Annotated in this window: 17 protein-coding genes and 1 pseudogene; 9 read left to right on the plus strand and 9 right to left on the minus strand. The window is 61.5% G+C overall.

The features are described 5' to 3' along the window. Positions 1-62 precede the first annotated feature (62 nt). The 3 genes and pseudogenes from CFE428DRAFT_RS26615 to CFE428DRAFT_RS41385 all read left to right on the plus strand — a co-directional run bounded on the left by CFE428DRAFT_RS26615 (position 63) and on the right by CFE428DRAFT_RS41385 (position 2,525). Positions 63-1,289, plus strand: a complete 1,227-nt coding sequence (locus tag CFE428DRAFT_RS26615) for an OmpP1/FadL family transporter (protein WP_006982790.1) — start codon at positions 63-65, stop codon at positions 1,287-1,289. After that, a pseudogene (locus CFE428DRAFT_RS41380) lies at positions 1,231-1,593 on the plus strand (response regulator); the annotation flags it as partial. The gene CFE428DRAFT_RS26615 and the pseudogene CFE428DRAFT_RS41380, both read left to right, overlap by 59 nt. Before the next feature lie 770 nt (positions 1,594-2,363). Continuing rightward, complete coding sequence (locus CFE428DRAFT_RS41385; protein WP_162145317.1) at positions 2,364-2,525, plus strand: ATP-binding protein; 162 nt, start codon at positions 2,364-2,366, stop codon at positions 2,523-2,525. A 103-nt stretch (positions 2,526-2,628) separates the two neighbouring features. Here the strand turns inward: CFE428DRAFT_RS41385 and CFE428DRAFT_RS26625 are convergent, their stop codons facing one another. The 3 genes from CFE428DRAFT_RS26625 to CFE428DRAFT_RS34550 all read right to left on the minus strand — a co-directional run bounded on the left by CFE428DRAFT_RS26625 (position 2,629) and on the right by CFE428DRAFT_RS34550 (position 4,722). Further along, positions 2,629-3,042 carry a hypothetical protein gene (locus CFE428DRAFT_RS26625; RefSeq protein WP_006982792.1) on the minus strand — a complete coding sequence of 138 codons (414 nt, stop codon included), beginning with the start codon at positions 3,040-3,042 and terminating at the stop codon, positions 2,629-2,631. An 11-nt stretch (positions 3,043-3,053) separates the two neighbouring features. Next, on the minus strand, positions 3,054-3,344 hold the full coding sequence (locus CFE428DRAFT_RS26630; RefSeq protein ID WP_006982793.1) for a hypothetical protein: 291 nt from the start codon (positions 3,342-3,344) through the stop codon (positions 3,054-3,056). Between the two features lie 73 nt (positions 3,345-3,417). Continuing rightward, positions 3,418-4,722: a c-type cytochrome gene (locus CFE428DRAFT_RS34550; protein ID WP_006982794.1), complete on the minus strand. Its 1,305-nt coding sequence runs from the start codon at positions 4,720-4,722 to the stop codon at positions 3,418-3,420. Between the two features lie 211 nt (positions 4,723-4,933). Here CFE428DRAFT_RS34550 and CFE428DRAFT_RS26640 point away from each other — a divergent pair, with 211 nt between their 5' ends. Together CFE428DRAFT_RS26640 and CFE428DRAFT_RS26645 are read left to right on the plus strand one after the other, a co-directional pair. Further along, positions 4,934-5,494: a hypothetical protein gene (locus CFE428DRAFT_RS26640; protein ID WP_157447642.1), complete on the plus strand. Its 561-nt coding sequence runs from the start codon at positions 4,934-4,936 to the stop codon at positions 5,492-5,494. An 18-nt stretch (positions 5,495-5,512) separates the two neighbouring features. After that, complete coding sequence (locus CFE428DRAFT_RS26645) at positions 5,513-6,586, plus strand: DUF2252 family protein (RefSeq protein WP_006982796.1); 1,074 nt, start codon at positions 5,513-5,515, stop codon at positions 6,584-6,586. A 2-nt stretch (positions 6,587-6,588) separates the two neighbouring features. Here the strand turns inward: CFE428DRAFT_RS26645 and chrA are convergent, their stop codons facing one another. After that, positions 6,589-7,740 (minus strand): chromate efflux transporter, encoded by a 1,152-nt coding sequence (gene chrA, locus CFE428DRAFT_RS26650; RefSeq protein WP_006982797.1) that lies wholly within the window; start codon positions 7,738-7,740, stop codon positions 6,589-6,591. Positions 7,741-7,836: 96 nt separating this feature from the next. Beyond that, the gene (locus tag CFE428DRAFT_RS26655; protein ID WP_042725875.1) at positions 7,837-8,130 is read right to left on the minus strand and encodes a hypothetical protein; all 294 of its coding nucleotides are present in this window, start codon (positions 8,128-8,130) and stop codon (positions 7,837-7,839) included. A gap of 140 nt (positions 8,131-8,270) precedes the next feature. Between CFE428DRAFT_RS26655 and CFE428DRAFT_RS34555 the strand changes: the two genes are divergently transcribed. After that, positions 8,271-9,800 carry an NHL domain-containing protein gene (locus CFE428DRAFT_RS34555; protein ID WP_006982798.1) on the plus strand — a complete coding sequence of 510 codons (1,530 nt, stop codon included), beginning with the start codon at positions 8,271-8,273 and terminating at the stop codon, positions 9,798-9,800. Positions 9,801-9,860: 60 nt separating this feature from the next. Then, positions 9,861-10,631: a methyltransferase family protein gene (locus tag CFE428DRAFT_RS34560; protein ID WP_006982799.1), complete on the plus strand. Its 771-nt coding sequence runs from the start codon at positions 9,861-9,863 to the stop codon at positions 10,629-10,631. 399 nt (positions 10,632-11,030) lie between these two features. Here CFE428DRAFT_RS34560 and CFE428DRAFT_RS26670 read toward each other — a convergent pair whose 3' ends face one another. From CFE428DRAFT_RS26670 to CFE428DRAFT_RS26685, 4 genes are all read right to left on the minus strand, one after another. Continuing rightward, on the minus strand, positions 11,031-12,434 hold the full coding sequence (locus tag CFE428DRAFT_RS26670) for a leucyl aminopeptidase (RefSeq protein WP_006982801.1): 1,404 nt from the start codon (positions 12,432-12,434) through the stop codon (positions 11,031-11,033). A 4-nt stretch (positions 12,435-12,438) separates the two neighbouring features. Next, positions 12,439-14,031 carry a phosphoglycerate dehydrogenase gene (gene serA, locus CFE428DRAFT_RS26675; protein WP_006982802.1) on the minus strand — a complete coding sequence of 531 codons (1,593 nt, stop codon included), beginning with the start codon at positions 14,029-14,031 and terminating at the stop codon, positions 12,439-12,441. Positions 14,032-14,134: 103 nt separating this feature from the next. Further along, the gene (locus tag CFE428DRAFT_RS26680; protein ID WP_006982803.1) at positions 14,135-15,676 is read right to left on the minus strand and encodes a hypothetical protein; all 1,542 of its coding nucleotides are present in this window, start codon (positions 15,674-15,676) and stop codon (positions 14,135-14,137) included. A gap of 36 nt (positions 15,677-15,712) precedes the next feature. Continuing rightward, positions 15,713-16,060: a HesB/IscA family protein gene (locus CFE428DRAFT_RS26685; RefSeq protein ID WP_006982804.1), complete on the minus strand. Its 348-nt coding sequence runs from the start codon at positions 16,058-16,060 to the stop codon at positions 15,713-15,715. Positions 16,061-16,187: 127 nt separating this feature from the next. Here CFE428DRAFT_RS26685 and mutL point away from each other — a divergent pair, with 127 nt between their 5' ends. Then, positions 16,188-18,071: a DNA mismatch repair endonuclease MutL gene (gene mutL, locus CFE428DRAFT_RS26690; protein ID WP_006982805.1), complete on the plus strand. Its 1,884-nt coding sequence runs from the start codon at positions 16,188-16,190 to the stop codon at positions 18,069-18,071. 139 nt (positions 18,072-18,210) lie between these two features. Beyond that, a complete protein-coding gene (gene cls / locus CFE428DRAFT_RS26695) occupies positions 18,211-19,629 on the plus strand; it encodes a cardiolipin synthase (protein ID WP_006982806.1) in 1,419 nt (472 codons plus the stop codon). Positions 19,630-19,634 lie beyond the last annotated feature (5 nt).

Genomic DNA, 19,634 nt, shown 5'->3' on the forward strand with positions numbered 1-19,634 from the left:
CAATAGCGTTTACCCGACTTGGCTTGGAAAACGGCACTCATATTGCTTTCTCTTTTACGTTCATGAAAAACGCCCTGTTTATTCGTAGTTTTGCGTACCTCTTTCTCGGTGCGCTGTCGTTAAATTCCTACGGGGTCGGTTTCCGCATCCCCGAACAAGGCACGGCAGCGGCGGCCCGCGCCAATGCCTTCACGGCGACCGCGGATGATCCCTCCGCCGTTTACTACAATCCTGCCGGCATCCTCCAAAATGATGGCCTGCGGAACATGTTCGGCGCCTACACCATTTCCCTGCGTTCCAGCGTCGACCTCGACACTTCGGCGAAGAATAACCACTTCACCAACACGAATAACAACTGGCAGATCGCGCCGGAGTCCTACTACACCTGGCATCCGGCCGGCCAGCCCGTGGCCTTCGGTCTCGGCGTGTATGTCCCCTTCGGTTTTGCGATCAATTATCCCGACGACACGCCGATCCGCGATGTCGCGCACAAGGGGCGCCTCGGCTACACCACCATCAGCCCGGTCGTCGCCTTCCAGGTCTCGCGCACTTTCTCCATCGCGATCGGCCCAACGATCAACTATAGCACGGCCACCCTCGAGCGGGGCATCTTCGCTCCCGGCGACCAATTCAAATTCAACGGCGCGGGGTGGACCTTCGGCTTTATCGCGGCCATGATGTGGGTTCCCGCTCCCGAGCACCACTTCGGGTTGACCTATCGCAGCGCCACCCGGCTGGACTACAGCGGCCACACCTACGAGAACACCGACGCCTTCACCTCGGGCGGCGTGACGATTCCCGCGATCAATACCCATAGCAATGCGGATGTTGCCATCGACTTCCCGCAGACCATCACCGCTGGTTATTCGTATCGCCCAAGGCCAGACTGGAACTTCGAATTCGACGTCGACTGGGCCGACTGGGGATCGCTCAACACCGCGACCATCCACACCAGCACCGGCGACCTCGCCCTTCCTTTCAACTGGCGCTCCAGTTTCATGTACGAGTTCGGTATCACGAAACAGTTCTCCCATAATTTCCACACCAGCATCGGCTACTGCTACAGCCAAAAGTCCGTCCCCAGCGGCAGCTTCGATCCCGCTGTTCCCGATACCAACCGACACATCTTCAGCGCCGGTTTTGGACAAGGTTACGAACGTTTTAGCTGGAATGTCGCTTACCAATTCATTTATGGTCCTCCTCGCACCATCTCGGAAGGAACCGTGTCCGATGGCACCTACCGTTTTGACGCCCACGCTCTCTCATTCTCGATTGGATACAAGTTCTGAGCCAGTAACCGGCACAGGCCACACTTCCAAACCGACACTTCTGATCGTCGACGACGAAGAAGGACCTCGGCAGTCACTTCGTATCGTCTTCAAGAACGAGTACAACGTCCTCGTCGCCTCGGATGGCCTGGAGGCCATCATGCTCGCCCGCTCCAATCCCATCTGCGTGGTGGTGTGCGACATCATGATGCTCGGCATGTCCGGCGTCGAGGTGCTCAAGGAATTGAAGCAGATCGACCCGCTGGTCGAAGTCATCATGCTGACGGCTTTCGAAACGATCGAGACCGCGCGTCAGGCATTGCGCCACGGGGCCAGCGATTACCTGAACAAGCCTTTCGATATTCCGACCATGCGGGCCGCCGTGGCTCATGCCGCGCAGAAGCACAAGACCGCAGTGGAATTCCGCCAGGGCAACCAGCAGTTGCAGGAACTGCAAAGGGTCATCCAGGAACAGCGGATGCGCGAGGAGATGGCGCGGACGCAAGGCGAGATCTACGCCAGCGTCCTGCACGACATCAACAGCCCGCTCACCGTCATTTCCGGGTTCGTCGATCTCATCAATCGCTCCATGCAGAACACCGCGCGCGTGGAAGGCCAGCAACTCGAAAGCCTGCGCGACGATCTCAACAAACTGAACGGCCAGGTCGGCCGCTGCTTCGAGATTTCCCGCCGCTATCTCAGTTTCCTTCACAGCCAGACGGTGGAAAAATCGCAGGTCGGTGTGAATCAGATCATGAGTGATCTGAAGGAATTACTCCTACGCCATCCCACCTCGAAGGGCCATCAACTGACCGTCAACGGCCTCGACCGCGACGTCATCGCCGAGATCAACGGTACTGATTTCCTGCAAGTGCTGCTCAATCTCACGATCAACGCGCTGCAGAGCACCTCGCATCCGCATCGGGTCACGGTGAGCTGCCAGTTGCACCCGAGTCCGATCGACGTGCGGAAATTCTCGGACAGCCCCACGCAGCGGATGGTCAATCGCGAAGGCTTCGCCAACCGCACGCCCATTCTCACGGTGATCATCGAAGATGACGGCCCTGGGCATCCCCGGGCGACGTTCTCGCACGGATGTTCGAGCAACGCTTTACCACGAAGCCGCCCGAGCACGGTACCGGCCTCGGCCTTTCCATCGTCAAGCGCCTCGTCCGCGAAGCTCGCGGCGCAATCCTCATTCAATCCGCCCCCGGCGCCGGCGCGAAATTCACCGTCTGCCTGCAGACGTTGACGTAATCGATGTAGAGGCGGCTGTGTCAGCCGCCTGTGGTTTCGGAAAAGGCGGTTGGCAGAACCGCCTCTACAGCACTTCGACATTTCGCCCCAGTCTGCCTCCCTCTCACCGCTCGCCGGCCGTCTTCGGTCCGAGATATTGCCGGAGCAGAGACGACCAGGTCAGCGGAATGAGCGCGGCCACATAGAACAGCACTCCATACGCCACCTGCTTCATGAGGTGCGACAGCGGATCGATCGAGTCTCCTCTCACCAGCATGGCCAGCATGCAGAAAGCGGCGATCGCAATGCAGATCACGGTGATCATCAAATACCGCGCCCACATGTGCCGCAGCCACATCGCTACCCACAGAACCGAAGTCCAAAGGAGGCATCCACAGGTAATTCCGCCGCAGACACGGTAGGTATTCAGCGGATCGGAACTAAATCGGTAAAAGAAATAATGCGCGCCCGTAATGAGGATCAGGGTGACGCCCAACCAGGTGCGCCCCCACATTTTCTTCGTTCTCGTGGAAATCATGTATCGCTAAATCATCCGCCTTTCGCATCTTTCGCCGGTTCGACGGGCGCCAATTCCAACACCCGGCCGGGCAGCCAGCCAATCTTATTTTTGAAGTCGGTCGGACGTGTGTACTCGAGAACAAGCACATGTCCACGCCCGATCGAAAGCACATCCAGCGGCCGGGCCAGCGGAGCCAGCACGGTGGTCACCTTGGCCGTGACGCGGTTGCCCGCAGTCTTGTCCACCCGCACGGATAGCAGGTCGAATCCCACGTCGTCCTGCACCGCGGGCGGCCCGAGCAAATTACCGAAACGTGTCATGAGAAAACTCCCGCGCAAACTCGGCGGAAAGTCTCCTCCGCACCAAATCGTCCCGCACGGTGAGGAGTGAGGATCAAACGTCGACAAGCCAGCGGGCGAACCACCCCCGGCGGGACCGAGATTCACCACCGGCGGAGTGAACTCCAATCCAGGCGGTGGTGGCGGCGTATAGGAATACGGGAACCCCGGCTTCACCGGCCAGTCGGCAAATTGATACGGAAAACCGTAGTGCTTGCCCTGGCTGCACGAAATCCATCTCCTCCGGCGCATTGTAGTCTGGTCCATTGGCAAAGGTGAAAAGATCACCCGCGTCGTCCCAGGCAAAGCCGTAGGCATTCCGAATCCCGCGCGCGTAGACCTCGATCTTCGGCTGCTCGGCCCGCGGATCGAGCCGCCAGATACACGCCGTGATGTCGACCTCGCCGCCCTTGGAACGCTCCGGATCATTGCCCGGTTCGCCCCCATCCGTCCGCGACCCGCTGTTCACATAAAGCATCCCATCCGGACCGAAGGCGAGATGACTCACGCCATGATTGTAAGGCCCGACGCCATACGGATAACGGGTGCGGAACCAAGGCATCAATTTTCCCGGATGCCCATCGACCGTCTCGCTGGAGCGCCAGATGACCACTTCGTTCTGATGCGGCAGGCTCTCCTTGCGCTTCTGGTTGCTCACAATCCACAGCCGGCCCTGGGCATCGACCGTCATCCCCATCGTCACCGCATCGACGCCGCCCAGCTCGAGATAGTCGGTGGCCTTGATGATCTGCACAAACGCGCCCACGCCCATATCGAGCACATACACGCTCCCCTTTTCGGCCAGCGCATAGATGGTCTTCTTCACAGGGTCCATGGCCAGGCGGGTCATGAACTCCGGCGACTTCGCCACTTCTCGCAGGGTGAACCCTTCCGGCGCCGGGGGCAGTGGACGATATTCCGCGGACTTCAGCAGCTCGGCATAAGTCGGAAAACGCGAGTTGCTCCGGCCGGTCTTCACTTCATCCGCCGTGAAAATCGGCGCCTCGTTGCCCCACGAATTCGCCACGAACGTCAGCACATCCGCGACTTGCTGGTCGTCGAGGATTTGTGCGGGCATCAGGTTATCGAAATGCTGGCCGGCCACATCCACCGGACCAGAGAGCCCTTCGCAGAGCACCTTCACCACCGAGTCGCGCTTGTCTTTCAGCCAATCGCTCTTCGCCAGCGGCGGGAAAACGGTGGGCACACCCGCTCCGTTGGGCTGATGGCACATCGAACACTTCTCGGTAAAAGTCTTTTGCCCGCGGGCCATCTGGTCGGCCGGAGGGGCAGCGTGCACGGAAACCAGCCCCAGCACGCAAAACAGCGGGGCGAGTCGGCGGAAATTCGCAAAAATCATTTCGGCTAATTTGAAGCGCAGACCCGGCACCAATTCAATTGTCTATACGGCCAAGTCTCGTTTTATCTGCAAAATCAGGGCTTACCTGACTAAACCTGACTAATATTCCTGCGGTCTCGTTCGTCATCATCAGCATTGACGTAACTCGTACGCCTCGCTCTACTCGCGTTCAGGTTGCGGTTTTTGATTCCAGCTCACTATGCGATACATTGTGATTCTTCTGGCCCTCGGTACGACGGCTTTTGCGCAGATTCCCATCCCTGCGGTAGGTAAATTTCCGTCGACTCGCGTCCAGGTGCAAATCGGCAACCAGGAAAAAGCGAAGGGCAAAGACTTTTTTCGCAAGACCCAGCACATTCAGCCGCGGTTTTCGTTGGAAGGCGCGAGCAGCATGCAGCCCATCCCGGCCGCCGAGGCGCAGATGATCATCATCACCTACGACACGAAGGCCAAATTCGTCGACAACCGCGACTCTTTCAAAGTCCTCTCCACGGAAACGATCCCGGTGCCGGCCGCTCCCAACGGCGCCAAGCGTCTGTTGTCGTTCACTCCGTCCGACGTGACCTTCGATGGCTATCGCGACAGCTCGAATATTGGCGGTGAGGCCTACAAATTCTATATCTTTGCCCTGCGCGATAGTGAGACCAAGTCGATCGTCGACTTCGAGACGAACAGCCTCCCGCTCGCCAACCTCTGCAAGACGGACCCGGCCAAGCGCACTGAAATATTGGGCCTGGCCAAAGGCGCGAAATTCCCGACCGAATACAAATAGCGGTCGTCAGCGTTTCTGATGACCATCGTCCAATCCAGCCGGGAATACGAAAAGTGGCTGGGAGGACAGATCACGATCCTCAAGGCGGATCTCGCGGCCAAACATGAGCGGATGGCGGAGGATGCGTTCAGCTTTCTCCGGGCCACTTTCTACCGCTGGATGCAGCTTCTGCCGGAGCACTGCCGGGCGGTTTTCAAGGCGCCCGCGGTCCTCGGGGTCGGCGATCTGCACGTGGAGAACTATGGCACCTGGCGCGATTCCGAGGGGCGCCTCATCTGGGGAATCAACGATTTCGACGAAGCCTTTTCCCTGCCTTACACGAATGACCTCGTGCGCCTGGCCACGAGCGCGGCGTTGGCCATCGAGCTCGAGCATCTCCTCCTTCCCCTCACTATTGCCTGTGCGGCAATCCTCGATGGCTACATCACCGGCCTCGAGAGCGGTGGCAGCCCTTTCGTCCTTTCCGAGGAACACCGCTGGTTGCGCGACATCGCCACCAGCAAATTGCGCAACCCCACCCTTTATTGGGAAAAGCTCAACGGGCAGCCCCCGGTGAAGCAGGTTCCTTCGAAGGTCCTCACGATGCTGCGCAACGCCATGCCGGAAAAAGGGCTGTCCTTCCGCGTCGCGCATCGGCAGGCCGGCCTCGGCAGTCTCGGACGCGAACGTTACACCGCCCTGGCGGATTGGTGCGGCGGGAAAATCGCCCGCGAAGCCAAGGCGCTGCTCCCCTCAGCCTGTGCCTGGGCGGGGCATCATCCGACCGACACCCACATCTATTACGCGGATATTCTCCGCCGCTCGGTCCGGGCCGCGGATCCGTTTCTCTGCTTGCACGACACGTGGATCCTGCGCCGTCTGGCACCGTACTCCAGCCGCATCGAACTCGCCGAACTCCCTCGTTCGCGGGAAGAGGAAAAGCTGCTCTGGGGCATGGGCCGCGAATTGGCGAACATCCACATCGGCACCCGCTCCGCCGTCCCGCGCATCCTAAAGGATCTGCGCGACCGCAAAACGAAATGGCTGCGCCAGGCCGCCGACGTCATGACCACCGAAACCCTGCGCGACTGGAAAGCGTGGAGAAAGCGGTGACGCTAGGATTTCACCGCCCACCCCAGTATTGCTCCGCCCAACACCAGCCACATCGAGTTGACGCGGAAGCGAAACAAAAGCACGGCCGCGACCAGCGCGATGACCACGGTGACGACATCGACCACCGCGCTCCTTCCCAATTGCCACGTCACGACCACCATCAGCGCCAGCGATGCGACGTTCAATCCATCGAGAAACGCGCCCATCGTGGGTGAGGCACGCAAGCGCCGCAACAACGGGGCACTGACCGCCACGAAGACAAACGCCGGTAAAAAAATCCCGAGGGTCGCGAGGAGCGACCCTGGCACTCCACCGAGGATGTAACCGATAAAAGTCGCGGTGGTAAAAACCGGCCCCGGTGTCACCTGCCCCACCGCGATCGCATCGAACAATTGCGCATCGGTGAGCCAATGCCAGCGATCGACCAAATCTGCCCGTAGAAAGGCCAGCAGCACATAGCCGCTGCCAAACAACACCGCGCCCACTTTCAAAAAGAAGAGAAACATCGGCCACAAACCAAACGGCGCCGCCGCTCCCCAAGCGACCGGCGTCAACGGAACCGCCGCCACTGCATGCAGACGCGAGCGCGAGACGTGCCGCCCTACCATGGCCACCAGCGCCGCGCCAAAGAGCAACGCCAACTCATCCATTCCCAGCAGATTTCCCAGCACGGTCGCGCCACCGATCAACGCCAGTCCAAGCGATTTCACCGCCGATTGACCAAGATTCCACAAGGCCTGCAAAACGATTGCGATGATCACCGGTTTGACGCCATAGAGCAGCGCGTTCACCTGCGGGAGCTGCCCGTAGGTCACGTAGAGCCAGCCGCATCCCATGACGAGCAGCATCGCCGGCAAAATGAAGCATGCGCCGGCGACGACCAACCCCACGCCGCCCGCGCGCAAGCGGCCGATGTGAATCGCCAGTTCGGTGGAGTTCGGCCCAGGGATGAGATTCGTCGCGCCGACCATGTCGAGAAACTCCTCGTGGCTCAGCCAGCATCGTCGTCGCACGCACTCCTGTTCCATCAGCGCGATGTGCGCCGCCGGTCCGCCGAAACCAATCACTCCGAGCTTCAGGAAAAGTCCCGCGAGTTCCCACAGCCGTTGCGCGCGTGACGCGGGGACAGGCTCGGTAGACTCTTCACTGCTCATGAGGTTCGCTCATTCCGCCGAGAGGAGCCGAAAACGCAAGCCTTGTCCGCCGCCCCACGCGCGCCGCTGTTTCCCATCGCATCACCGAAACCGCAGTCAATCCAATGGCTCGTGGACCAGTCCGAACCCAGCTCCCACGGCGGTTCCCGTGGAGCCGGGCACGAGTGCGTCCTCGGGCGGCGGTGTGCAGACCTGCAATCGCCGGCAACGCGTGCAACGCCACGGCTCCCAACGAGCCGCGATCAACGTGATCAGCCAGCACGGCGCCCACAGGCCCAGCGTGCAGATGGTCAGTGCCAGATGCACTTGATGCTGCGGCACCCGGCGCCGCAGCACACTCTCCGTCCCACAGCCCGCACACTGTCCGAGTCGGTAGTGTTTTCGAAACATGTCCCGGAATTTCGCCACGCGATGTGGCGGATACTTGACGCCTCCGTGAACATTCCGTGAACCTTCTTCCCACACTCGTCTCCGTCAAAAATTGCCTTCCGTCGTGCGGCTACGTAACGTGCCGGCTCTCCTTTCCCGCAATGCGTGCCGTCTTGTTTCTCATTTTTACTGTTTGTCTGGTTCTTCCAGGTTTTGTCCTCGGTCGCGATCCCAGCAAGATCGCGGAGACCAATTCTCCCGATGGCAAATACGCCCTTTCGGCCACGATGGAAAACGAAACGACACTCCTCATCGAGTTCAAGAACAAGTCGGGCAAGACCGTCGGCAAAATCACGGTTTCCGATTTCGATGGCAATGATCGCCGCAGCGGAATCACCGCGCTGTGGAAGGCTGATGCCTCGGCAGTCGCGTTGAACATCGATCGCGGGGCGAACATCTCCGACTGCCGCGTGGCGGCAAATGCGAAAGGCTCGTGGGTCGAGCTGCCGTTGCCCAAGGAACCCGTCCAAAAGGTCCGCAAAGCCGGCAACACGCAGGGAGGCAAAGCGATGGACCACCTTAGCGCCCAATCGTGGCTGCCGGGGCAGAGATTGGCCGTCTCCTATACCGGCAACAACGGCACGGAATACGGGCTCGTCTTCCAGCTCGTGCGCGGCTGGAAGCAGCATCTCGAATATCAGCAAACCATCACCGTCAAAGGCGCGTCGTCGGAACCCAGGGTGGTAAACGAGCTGCCGTGCACCTTCCACGTTTTCGCCGGCGAAACGGAAGGCGCCGCCGACGGGGCCGGCGTGACGGCGCAATTCAAGAATCCGTCAGGACTGGCGATCGACGAGCACGGAAATGTGGACGTCGCCGACCGCACAAATCAGACGCTGCGCCGCATCAGCCCCAGCGGAGAAACGGAAACGATCGCGGGCACCGCGGGCGAACACGGGACGGCCGACGGCGCGGGAAAGGCCGCGCGCTTCTGGTATCCGCAGGGCCTGGCGATCGATGAGCACGGGAACGTTTACGTCGCGGATACCAGCGCAAAGAGCGTGCGCAAAGTCACGCCCAACGGACAAGTCTCCACCCTGGCGGGCGGTTTCAAATACCCGACTGCCGTCGCGGTGAATCACGAGGGCGATGTCTTCGTGACCGACTCCAGCAACCACGTGATCCAGAAGATCGCGCACGACGGCAAGGTCAGCGTGCTCGCGGGCAAGCCCGGCGAATCCGGGGCGAAGAATGGCCACGGCGAAGAGGCGCGCTTTCATTTTCCCAATGGCATCGCCATCGGCGCTGACGGCGCATTGTACGTCGTGGAGCATTCCTCCATCCGCAAGATCGATGGCAAGGGCAACGTGACCACCTTCGCCGGTTCGCTCGAGGAGGAAGGCCGCAACGATGGCACCGGTGCCGCCGCGCGTTTTTGGGGTCTCACGGCCATCGCCGCCGATGCCAGGGGCAATCTCTACGTCGCCGACCACGAACTGAAAAACCTGCGGCGTATTTCAAGGAGTGGCGTCGTACAGACGATGCGCACGGCCGAGCATAACGACCTGCCCCTGCAAAACCCGATGGCCATCGCGGTCGACGCCCGTGGCCGCGTCTTCGTCGCAGATCAAAACACCAGCACGATCCTGCTTGTCGAACCCGTCGACATCAGTGAAACGACCGCAAAGTAAGGCGTCCACCGCTTCTCCGCGTGCATCCCTCTTTTTCTGCGCTAGCATCCGCAACCCCGCATGGCATCTGACACCGCCCCCCTCTCCGCCTCGCAAGGCACGGAAATCTCCGCCCGTTTTGTCCGTGGCATCCTGTTCTTTGAGCGCTACGTGCTGCCGTGGATTTATGTGTGGTTCGTCTATATCCAGGTGAGCCACGCTTACGCCGAGTATCGGAATTACCACAACCCGCTTCACGCCCGCCTCCACCCGGAGACTTTCTCGATCTTCTGCGCGTCGATCACCAAGTACGTTCTCCTCGCCGTGCTATCGGCCTTTACCGGTATCGCCTTGTTCTTCAGCCGGCAGCCCACGCATCCGCCGAAGAGTCTCATTCACATCACGGTGCCACTGGCGATGAGTTACTACGTCTTCCTCTACGGCGCCATCGGCCTCATGCCTTTGGAACTGCGGGAGAATCTCCTGCCGTTGCACTGGCGTGTCCCCGCGGCCGTAGCGGCGTTGGTGCTCAGCATCATCGGTTATGCGATCGCGCTTTGGGGGCTGGCTAATTTGGGGCGCTCGTTCGCCATCATGGTGGCCGCACGGGGAATGGTAACCGCGGGCCCTTACCAATACGTCCGGCACCCGATGTATCTCGGTTATCTCTTCGAGCTCACCGGCCTGCTCCTCGCTTCGGCTTGTCTCGGCATGCTGCTCCTCGGCGCAGGGTTTGTTTTCCTGATGGTCACCCGGGCGCAGCTCGAAGAAGAACGCCTCGCCGAAGCGTATCCCGCCTATCGCGATTACATGCGGCGGACGGGGTTTCTGTTTCCGCGTTTTGGGGCCTAGTGGAAACCAGGAACCCGGTAGCAGAGTTGCTTCGGTAGTTTCTGTTTTCCCGGCTTGGCGCGTAGTGGAAACCAAGACTGGCGGAGAGCGCAGGGCACGAACGCGCGAAGCGCCCCAAAACATCGTCATCCTGAGCGGAGCGGGGAAGCATGGGCGGAGTCGAAGGACCTCTGACTTCCGAGGGTTTTCGTGCCGAACTTCTTCAATAGGCGTGTGGTCACGCGCAGGGTGCGAAGGCTCCGCACGAGAACCCGCAGAAATTGGAGGTCCTTCGACTCCGCCCATGCTTCCTCGCTCCGCTCAGGATGACACATTTTTTCGGGCGCTGCGCGCATCTCCGGCCCAGCGCACACAGACAGCAACACGTTCGCGGCCGCAGGTTTTTCCACGCAGCTTCCGCTACTTCCAGTTCTCCACTAACTCCACCAGCGTCCGGATCCCAAAACCAGTCGCCCCACGCGCCATGTCGGCCCGGTCTTTTTCCCGGTGGCCGGTATAGGCGATATCGAGATGGGCCCACGGCGTATCCTCGGCAAACGTCTTGAGAAACGCCGCCGCGGTGCACGCGCCGCCAAGGCGTCCGCCGGAATTCTTGATCAGCGCCACATCGCTGCGGATCTGCCGTTCGTAATCCTCGAACATCGGCATGTGCCAGATACACTCGCCCGCCGTCGCGGCGGCATCGAGCACGCGCTGGCGCAATTTGTCATCGTTGCTCCAGAAACCGGCGGCGTATTCGCCCAGCGCCACACCACATGCGCCGGTGAGGGTCGCGAGGTCCACGATGGCCGCCGCATTCAAATCCTGGCGCGCATACGCGATCGCGTCCGCGAGCACCACCCGTCCTTCGGCATCGGTGTTCACGATCTCGATGTGTTTGCCATCGTACGTCGTGACGATATCGCCCGGGCGATAAGCATTTCCGCCAGGCATATTTTCCGCGCTGGCAATGACGCCGACCACATTGCGCTTCACGCCCAGCGCCGCCATCGCCGCCATCGCGCCGAGCACGGCAATCCCGCCGCACTTGTCGAAGATCATCTCCTCCATGTTGGCAGCCGGCTTGATGGAAATGCCGCCGGTATCAAACGTGATCGCCTTGCCGACCATGGCCACCGGCGCGTCTGTTTTCGCTCCGCCACGATGCTCGAGCACGATCATCCTCGGAGGCCGCACACTACCCTGCCCCACGGCAAGCAAGCCGCCAAACTTGCCAGCACGCAGCGCCTTCTCGTCGAAGACGCGCACCTTGAATCCGTAAGTCCGGCCCAGCTTCTCCGCCTGTTGGGCGAGTGTGCCGGGATAGAGCAGATTGCCGGGCAGATTGCCGACTTCGCGGACGACATTGGTCGCCGTGGCGATCGCCTCGGAACGGCGCACCGCGCGCTTCGCTGCCGCGACATCGCCCGCCAGCACCTGCACGGAGAGGCCGGCCAATCCCGCCGTCTTCCTCGTCTTGAAACGCTCGAAGCGATAATCCGCCAGCAGCGCTCCTTCGACAGCCGGCCCCGCAAACTGCGGCCAATCATCGAGGTGCAACGCCAGGTGGTGTTCATCGATCTTCTTGAGGAAAATCGTCGCCGCACCCGCCGCCGAACGGAAGGTCGCGGCATCGATCTTCGCCCGCTGTCCCAGACCTACGCACAGGACGCGCTCATTACGCGCGTAGAAAAGCGCGTTCGCTTTACCGGAAAACTCCGCCTCCGTGACCGGCGGCGTGATCTTGCCGCGGGCATCCTTGGGGACGAACCGGACGGTGATGGCACGCTTGGCCGGAGCTTCGGGGCCGACGGAGATTTTCACGGCTTTAGAGTTGGACGACCTGGACGCTGTGGATGTCGCCTCCAGCGGTCAGCTCCTTGATGATCGCTTCGCTGGGCACGGAATCGAGGTTCAAGAGCGTGAGCGCTTCGCCGCCCTCTTCGTTGCGGCTCAGCGACATGCCCGCGATGTTCACCTTGTGCTTGCCGAGCAGCGTGCCGACGTGGCCGACGACGCCCGGGCGATCGCGGTTCTCGAACAGGAAGAGCACGCCTTCGGGCTTCGCTTCCACGTGGCGGCCGTTGACCTTCACGATGCGCGGCGTGGTGCCGAAGAAAGTGCCGGCCACGCTCACCCAACCGTTTTCCCCGGTGGCGGTGAGTTCGATGAGCTCAGCAAAATCGCTCTGGCTGCTCTCACGCGATTCGGTGAGCTTGATACCGAGGTTTTCCGCGAAGCTGAGGCAATTGACGACATTCACCTCAGGACCGCCGGCGGCGCGAAGGAAGGAGGCGAGAATCGAGCGCGTCACCGGGGTGGTGTCCGCTTCATTGATTTTGCCCGAGTAGTTGATATTGAGGCTCTCCACGCGCTTCGCTGCGATCTGCGAGAGGAAATGCCCGAGCTTTTCGCCGAGGGCGATGTGCGGGCCGACAACCGCGAGGGTCTTCGCATCGATGCTCGGCATGTTGACCGCATTGCGGATTTCGCCGCTCAGCAGGGCCGCGCGAATCTGCTCGGCCACTTCGATGCCCACGCCTTCCTGCGCTTCCGCCGTGGACGCGCCGAGGTGCGGGGTGAGGATGAGATTCGGCAGGCCGCGCAGCGGGGATTCGGCCGGGAGCGGTTCGGCCTCGAAGACGTCGAGCGCCGCGGCAGCGACTTGCTTCGACTTCAAAGCTTCCACCAGCGCCGCTTCGTCGATGAGACCGCCACGCGCGCAATTCACGATGCGCACGCCCTTCTTGGTCTTGGCGAGGCGCTCGGCATTGAGCATGTACTTCGTCTCCGCGGTGAGCGGCATGTGCAGGGTGATGAAATCGGCCTGCGGAATGATCAGGTCGAGCGATTCGACGAGTTCCACCTGCAGCGAGCGGGCGCGGCTGGCCGAGAGATACGGATCGTAAGCGAGGACGCGCATGCCGAAGGCGATGGCGCGGCGGGCGATCTCCGTGCCGATGCGGCCCATGCCGAGAATGGCGAGCGTCTTGTTATAGAGCTCCACGCCGACGAAAGTCTTCCGGTCCCACTTGCCACTCTTCACGCTGGCGTCGGCCTGCGGGATGTTGCGCGCGGTCGAGACCATGAGCGAGAAAGCGTGCTCGGCGGTCGAGATGGTATTTCCACCCGGCGTGTTCATCACGATGATGCCGCGCTTGGTGGCGGCGTCCACGTCCACGTTGTCCACACCCACGCCCGCGCGGCCGATCACCTTCAGGTTGGTGGCCGCTTCGATGACCTTGGCGTTGGCCTTGGTTTCGCTGCGCACAACGAGCGCGTTGAATTCGCCGATGATCGCGAGGAGTTCATCGGGCTTGAGGCCGATTTTGACGGTGACGTCGAGCGACCCGCCATTGGCGAGTTCATCAATGCCCTTCTGGGCGATGGGATCGGCGACGAGAACTTTGGGTTTGGACATGGCTGTGAAAAAAGAGCGGCAATTCTCGGCACCGCGCCGGAAAGCGCAAACGAAAATTCCCGATAACGGAAAACAGTTTCCCGATTACAGGGGCGGAGACACCCTATTGTTTGATGATTTCCCTCACGTAAATCGTCACCACGCCATCCGCCCCACGGCGGATATCGCTGATGAGATACGGGCGGCCGCCATCACGCACGAAGCGTTCCTTTTCTGGCGGAGGCACGGCGCCAGCGGGGTATTCGACGACGACGCGCGGGGATTGATCGTCCGGGCGCGTGGCGTCGCGCAGCACGGCGCGGCTGGTGCCGGAAGCTGTCACGCGGAATTCGCCCCGCAAGTAGAGCCGTTCGCCCGATTGCCCGTGGTCGGCCAGCGCGGACACTTCATCCAGCGAGACTTCCTTGGCCGGAGGCGCCTGGCCAGGGGCGTAGGTGCGCCAGGTCGCGCCATTGTTGCTCAGGGTCGGATCGCTCTGCGCGGTGATGAAACGCTCCATTTTCACCCCGTCCGGCGAATACTGGGGCAGCGGCGTGCCCCGGGTCGGCAAGGGCGTGGCGGCGTACATCTGTGGTTCCGGCGGACGCGGGGTAATCGCCGGCTGCACCATCGCCAACTGTGGATGCGGGGTCGGCGTCGGGGCGAGGGAGGCCATGCGCATCGGGGTCGGCGCCGCAGAAGCGATACGGCGCGGCGTGGGCTGACCGGGAATGGGAATGGGCGTGACCGGAATTCCCGCCTCGGGCAAGGGCAGCGTTCCCTTTTCCGGCGTGGGCGCTCCCGGCTCCACGATATCCACCCGCGCGATTTCGTGCTTGGCCGGGGTGGCCTCGGGCGTATTGGGGCTCGCTGAGGGCAATGGATGATTGCGGCGGTAGGCAGCAAACTTGTTCAAGCCCTCTTGCAGAGAGGGCCCCTTCATCACCGGCAGGCCCGGGACCATGTTCAAGATCGCTGGCGGTTCCAGGCTGAATCTTCCTTTGCCGGGGAGTTCGTATCCCCCGTAGAGCAGCGGGATGACCGTAAACTGCATCCGCCCATCGGGCACACGCTCGATATGGATGACCGCCGAAAGGTCATTGGTCCGCTCCAGCTTCAAGGGATTGCCTGTCTGCAAGAGGGCGCGCAACGCGGGCACGTTGCCCTCCGGAGCGGTGAAAACGTGCTCGACCACGACCTGCGGGAATCCTTCGGCCTGCGCCAGCGTCACGACGCCCGAGGGAAACATATCCGTCGGCTTGAGGTCCGCCGAATCGAGAATGACGAAGTGGCCGGTGACATAGGTCACCAGCTTCTTGGTCTCCCGGTAATTGCGAATGTAGTTGCGCAGCAACTCGCCGTTCTCATTCTCCAGTTCGAGGCGCGAATACCGGCTGTAGCGCTCGAAGAGCTTCTGTGCGGTGAGGAATTCTCCCGGCGGCGCGGCCGTCACCTCAAACCGCAGCGGCGCATCCAGCTTCTTTAGCTTCTTGAGGATCGCGTAAGCCCGGGGCTGTTCCGGATGACCAAAGACCCAGAAGCTGCCCATCCAGCAGGCAAAGGCCAGCCCGACGAGCAGGAGGATGAAGATGGTCCAAAGGAAAAGATTGTCGTGGCCTTTCGGCTCGGCATCGGCGTCGTCGTATCCGTAAAAATCGTCGGCCATGGGAAAACAAAGGAAGCGCGGGACGCTCCGGAAAAATCAGGGTTGGGTGCTGGCTTCAGCGTCGGCGGGCTCAAAGGAAGTGCCACAGCCACAGCTTCGCACGGCGTTGGGGTTCTGGATGCGGAAGCCCGCCCCGGCGAGGTCGTCGCTATAGTCGATCGTCGACCCATCGAGAAAATGACGGCTCTTTTCGGCGATGATCACCTTCACCCCATCGCGTTCCACCACCTCGTCGCCGGGTTCGGCCTGACCGAAGCCCATGCCATACTGCAAGCCCGCGCAGCCGCCATGCTCCACGAAAATACGCAAACCTTGGGTTTGGTCATCCTGCTCGCGCATCATGACCTGGAGCTGCCGAATGGCTGGTTCAGTGACTTGAATCATCAGGAAGGACGTTAACAGTGGATTTTGAAGGAGGAAAGTGACAAGTGACGCCCTCTAGCGTTCACTTTTCACCTGCTTTCATTCAGCATTCGTCGTTCCGAATTCGTCATTTGTCATTTTTCCCACCGTGTCTCGCATCGCTCTTCTCTCGGAACAAGTCGCCAGCCAGGTCGCGGCCGGTGAAGTCGTGGAGCGCCCGGCCAGCGTGGTGAAGGAACTCGTCGAGAACTCCATCGACGCGGGCGCCAAAAAAATCGAGGTCGCGATTCGTCGTGGCGGCATCTCCTCGATCCGCGTGGTCGATGACGGCTTCGGCATGGATCGCGATGACGCCCTGCTCTGCCTGGAGCGCCACGCCACGAGCAAGATCCGCACAGGCGACGACCTCGCTTCCATTCACACCCTCGGCTTTCGCGGCGAAGCGCTGCCCAGCATCGCCAGCGTCTCGCGTTTTCGCCTGGCCACGCGCGAACCCGCCGCCCTGGCCGGCACGGAGGTCATCGTCAATGGCGGCAAAATCGAGAGCGTGAAAGACTGCGGCGATGCGCCCGGCACGCAGATCGAAGTGCGCTCGCTCTTCTATAATCTCCCCGCGCGCCGCAAATTTCTCCGCACCGAGAATACGGAATCGAGCCACGTCGAGCATCAGCTTCACCTGCAGGCCATCGGGCATCCGGAGATTGGCTTCGTCTTCGTCAATGACGAGCGGGTCGTCTATCAACTCCCACCCACCACGCATCTGCGCGAGCGCATCCGCGATCTCTGCGGCGCGGCGCTCGCTGCTGAATTGCTCGAGGTGCCCGAGTTTGCCGCCGACAATATTCGCATCCGCGGATTCGTCGGCAAAGCCGGCGTGAGCCGCAGCTCGCGTGCGCAACAACTCATCTTCCTCAACGGTCGCGCAGTCGAAAACAGCACGCTCAATTTCGCCCTGCGCGAGGGCTACCACACCGCGCTGATGAAGGGCCAGCATCCGGTCACCTTCCTCTTCATCGACATGGATCCCGCGGCGGTCGACGTGAATGTCCACCCCGCCAAGCGCGAAGTCCGCTTCCGCAACTCCGCCGAAATCCGCGAAGCGATCGTGGAGGCGATCCGGCGGACACTCGAGACCGACCGCGCGGAGTGGTCGGCCACTTTCCGCGCTGGGACCTCCGCGGAAACCGCCAATGAGGTTTCTGGTTTCTCGTTTCTCGTTTCAGGCTCCCCTGCTCCACCGGTTCCCGAGACGCCACCATTAATTCCTATCCACGAGCAAGTCGCGCTGCGCCGCGATTGGGGCGCATTCCCGCAGCCGCCCCGCGCTCCCATCACTCCTATTTCTCCCATACCTCCTATCACTCCTACGGAGGTATCCCCCACTTCACCGACGGTCCCCGCAGCAGCAGAACCAATCCCCCCGGCGTTCCCCGACCCCGAAACGCCGTCTGCGCAGGACTTTAAAATCCTCGGCGTCCTCGGCAAACTCTACGTCCTGATGGAAAACGCCACTGGCCTGGTGCTGGTCGATCAACACGCCGCCCACGAGCGCATTCTTTTCGAGGAAATGCTCAAGCGCATGGAATCCCAAGGCGTCCCCACCCAGCGGCTCCTCCTTCCGCTCACGCTGCAAGTGAGTCCGCGCGACGCCGACTGGATCACCCACCATCTCGACGTCCTCAACCGCGCCGGGATCGGCCTGGAACCCTTTGGCGCCGGCACCTTCAAGATCGACAGCCTGCCCACTTTCCTCCGCGGCAGCGAACCTTCCCAGCTCCTGCGCGAGATCATCGACGACCTGCGCGAGACCAGCGCCCAGACGAGCAAGTTGCGCCTCGGTGAGCACATGATCGCCAAGACCGTCTGCCGCCACGCGGTAAAGGCCAACGACGTCCTCCGCGAACCGGAACTCGTCCGCCTCATCCAGGACCTCCTCGCCTGCGATCTCCCCTATTGCTGCCCGCACGGCCGCCCGACGATGATCCAGATGAGCTACAGCGAGCTGGAAAAGAAGTTCGGCCGGAAGGTTTGAGTTCTTAGTTCTTAGTTCTTAGTGCGCAGTCCACTGCTCCTGCCGAACACCTGGTGGTGTCGCTACTGAGAACCAAGCACCGAAAACCAGGCACTGAGCACTTGGCACCCGCCTCTCCATCTCTCATCCTCGGCTCCACATGCCATCCTGGAGTCTTCTCTACCTGGTGAGCGAATGGATGATTCGTCTGGCGATGCTCATCTACGTGCCACAGCAGCGGTCCGCGGCAGCGTCGCGGACATGGTTGTTGCTGATCTTTCTTTTGCCCTGGCCGGGGTTGCTTCTTTACGCGGCTTTGGGACGTATTCGTGTCCCCCGCGAACGCATCGTCCAGCAGAAGCGCGCGTCACAACGCATCATGGATGCGCAGACTCATCTGCGGCCCCATATCGTCTGCCAGCCCCCTCTTCCGGAATACCTCGCTCATCTGCCGGGACTCGCAGCCAAGCTCGGTGATTTCGATGTCTTTGCGGGAACCGCGGTCGAGCTTCTTTCAGACTATCAGGAATCAATCGACCGCCTGGTCAAGGATATCGACGCGGCGCAGCATCACGTCCATCTCCTCACCTATATCTTCGCGGCCGACGCCACGGGGAACGCGGTCGCGGAAGCGCTGGTGCGGGCGGCGAAGCGCGGAGTGCGCACCCGGGTCATGCTCGATGCAGTAGGTTCCCACGGTGGCCTTGCGCAGCTAGCCCCGCGGCTGCGAAGTGAGGGCGTGGAAGTGGTAGCCATGCTGCCGGTCGGATTCTTCCGGCACAACGCGGCACGGTTCGATCTGCGCAATCATCGCAAGCTCGCCGTCATCGATGGCCTTGTCGGCTACGCCGGCTCGCAGAATATCGTGAGCCCGGATTTCGTTCCCGGCTACCCCAACGAGGAACTGGTCGCCCGCATTACCGGCCCAGTCGTCGCCCAGATTCAAGCGATCCTCCTCGCCGACTATTTCATCGAAACCGGCGGCACGCTCGAGATGGATCGCTTTTTCCCAGAGATCGCCGCCGCCGGTTCCGCTGCGGCGCAAATGCTGCCCAGCAGTCCCGGCTATCAGCGCGAGAATGGCGCCGAGTTGTTCATCGCCTTGATCTATGCCGCCCGGGAACGGGTCGTCCTGACCACGCCTTACTTCGTGCCCGACGAACCCTTTCTGGCCGCGCTCCGTTCCGCGACACGCCGTGGCGTGGAGGTTCGACTCATCGTTTCCAGCCACGGCAACCAGACGCTCACCCAATTCGCCCAGCGCTCTTATTACGAACAATTGCTGACCGCCGGCGTCCACGTACACCTTTACCGGCCCCATTTCCTGCACGCGAAACACCTCAGCGTGGACGACTCCATCGCCCTGCTCGGCTCGACGAATCTCGATATCCGCTCCTTCGCGCTGAACGCCGAGGTCAGCCTGATCCTTTACGACCGCGACGCAGTGCAGCGTCTACAGGCGGTCCAGGAACGCTGCCTCGCGGACAGCGATGAACTCAACCTCGCGTCCTGGCAACAACGCCCCCTCTCTGAGCGCGTCCTGCAAAATCTCGCGCGCCTGGCGGATTCGTTGCTCTAGAGATC

The sequence above is a fragment of the Chthoniobacter flavus Ellin428 genome, assembly GCF_000173075.1.
GTDB lineage: Bacteria > Verrucomicrobiota > Verrucomicrobiia > Chthoniobacterales > Chthoniobacteraceae > Chthoniobacter > Chthoniobacter flavus.

What these genes read in the sequence shown, in the direction of transcription:
- CFE428DRAFT_RS26630 (WP_006982793.1), bottom strand. Translation starts at nt 3,344, where the DNA reads ATGACACGTTTCGGTAATTTGCTCGGGCCGCCCGCGGTGCAGGACGAC.
- chrA (WP_006982797.1), bottom strand. Translation starts at nt 7,740, where the DNA reads ATGAGCAGTGAAGAGTCTACCGAGCCTGTCCCCGCGTCACGCGCGCAA.
- CFE428DRAFT_RS26625 (WP_006982792.1), bottom strand. Translation starts at nt 3,042, where the DNA reads ATGATTTCCACGAGAACGAAGAAAATGTGGGGGCGCACCTGGTTGGGC.
- CFE428DRAFT_RS34550 (WP_006982794.1), bottom strand. Translation starts at nt 4,722, where the DNA reads ATGATTTTTGCGAATTTCCGCCGACTCGCCCCGCTGTTTTGCGTGCTG.
- CFE428DRAFT_RS41385 (WP_162145317.1), top strand. Translation starts at nt 2,364, where the DNA reads ATGTTCGAGCAACGCTTTACCACGAAGCCGCCCGAGCACGGTACCGGC.
- CFE428DRAFT_RS26615 (WP_006982790.1), top strand. Translation starts at nt 63, where the DNA reads ATGAAAAACGCCCTGTTTATTCGTAGTTTTGCGTACCTCTTTCTCGGT.
- CFE428DRAFT_RS26645 (WP_006982796.1), top strand. Translation starts at nt 5,513, where the DNA reads ATGACCATCGTCCAATCCAGCCGGGAATACGAAAAGTGGCTGGGAGGA.
- cls (WP_006982806.1), top strand. Translation starts at nt 18,211, where the DNA reads ATGCCATCCTGGAGTCTTCTCTACCTGGTGAGCGAATGGATGATTCGT.
- CFE428DRAFT_RS34555 (WP_006982798.1), top strand. Translation starts at nt 8,271, where the DNA reads ATGCGTGCCGTCTTGTTTCTCATTTTTACTGTTTGTCTGGTTCTTCCA.
- CFE428DRAFT_RS26655 (WP_042725875.1), bottom strand. Translation starts at nt 8,130, where the DNA reads ATGTTTCGAAAACACTACCGACTCGGACAGTGTGCGGGCTGTGGGACG.
- CFE428DRAFT_RS26680 (WP_006982803.1), bottom strand. Translation starts at nt 15,676, where the DNA reads ATGGCCGACGATTTTTACGGATACGACGACGCCGATGCCGAGCCGAAA.
- CFE428DRAFT_RS34560 (WP_006982799.1), top strand. Translation starts at nt 9,861, where the DNA reads ATGGCATCTGACACCGCCCCCCTCTCCGCCTCGCAAGGCACGGAAATC.
- CFE428DRAFT_RS26685 (WP_006982804.1), bottom strand. Translation starts at nt 16,060, where the DNA reads ATGATTCAAGTCACTGAACCAGCCATTCGGCAGCTCCAGGTCATGATG.
- serA (WP_006982802.1), bottom strand. Translation starts at nt 14,031, where the DNA reads ATGTCCAAACCCAAAGTTCTCGTCGCCGATCCCATCGCCCAGAAGGGC.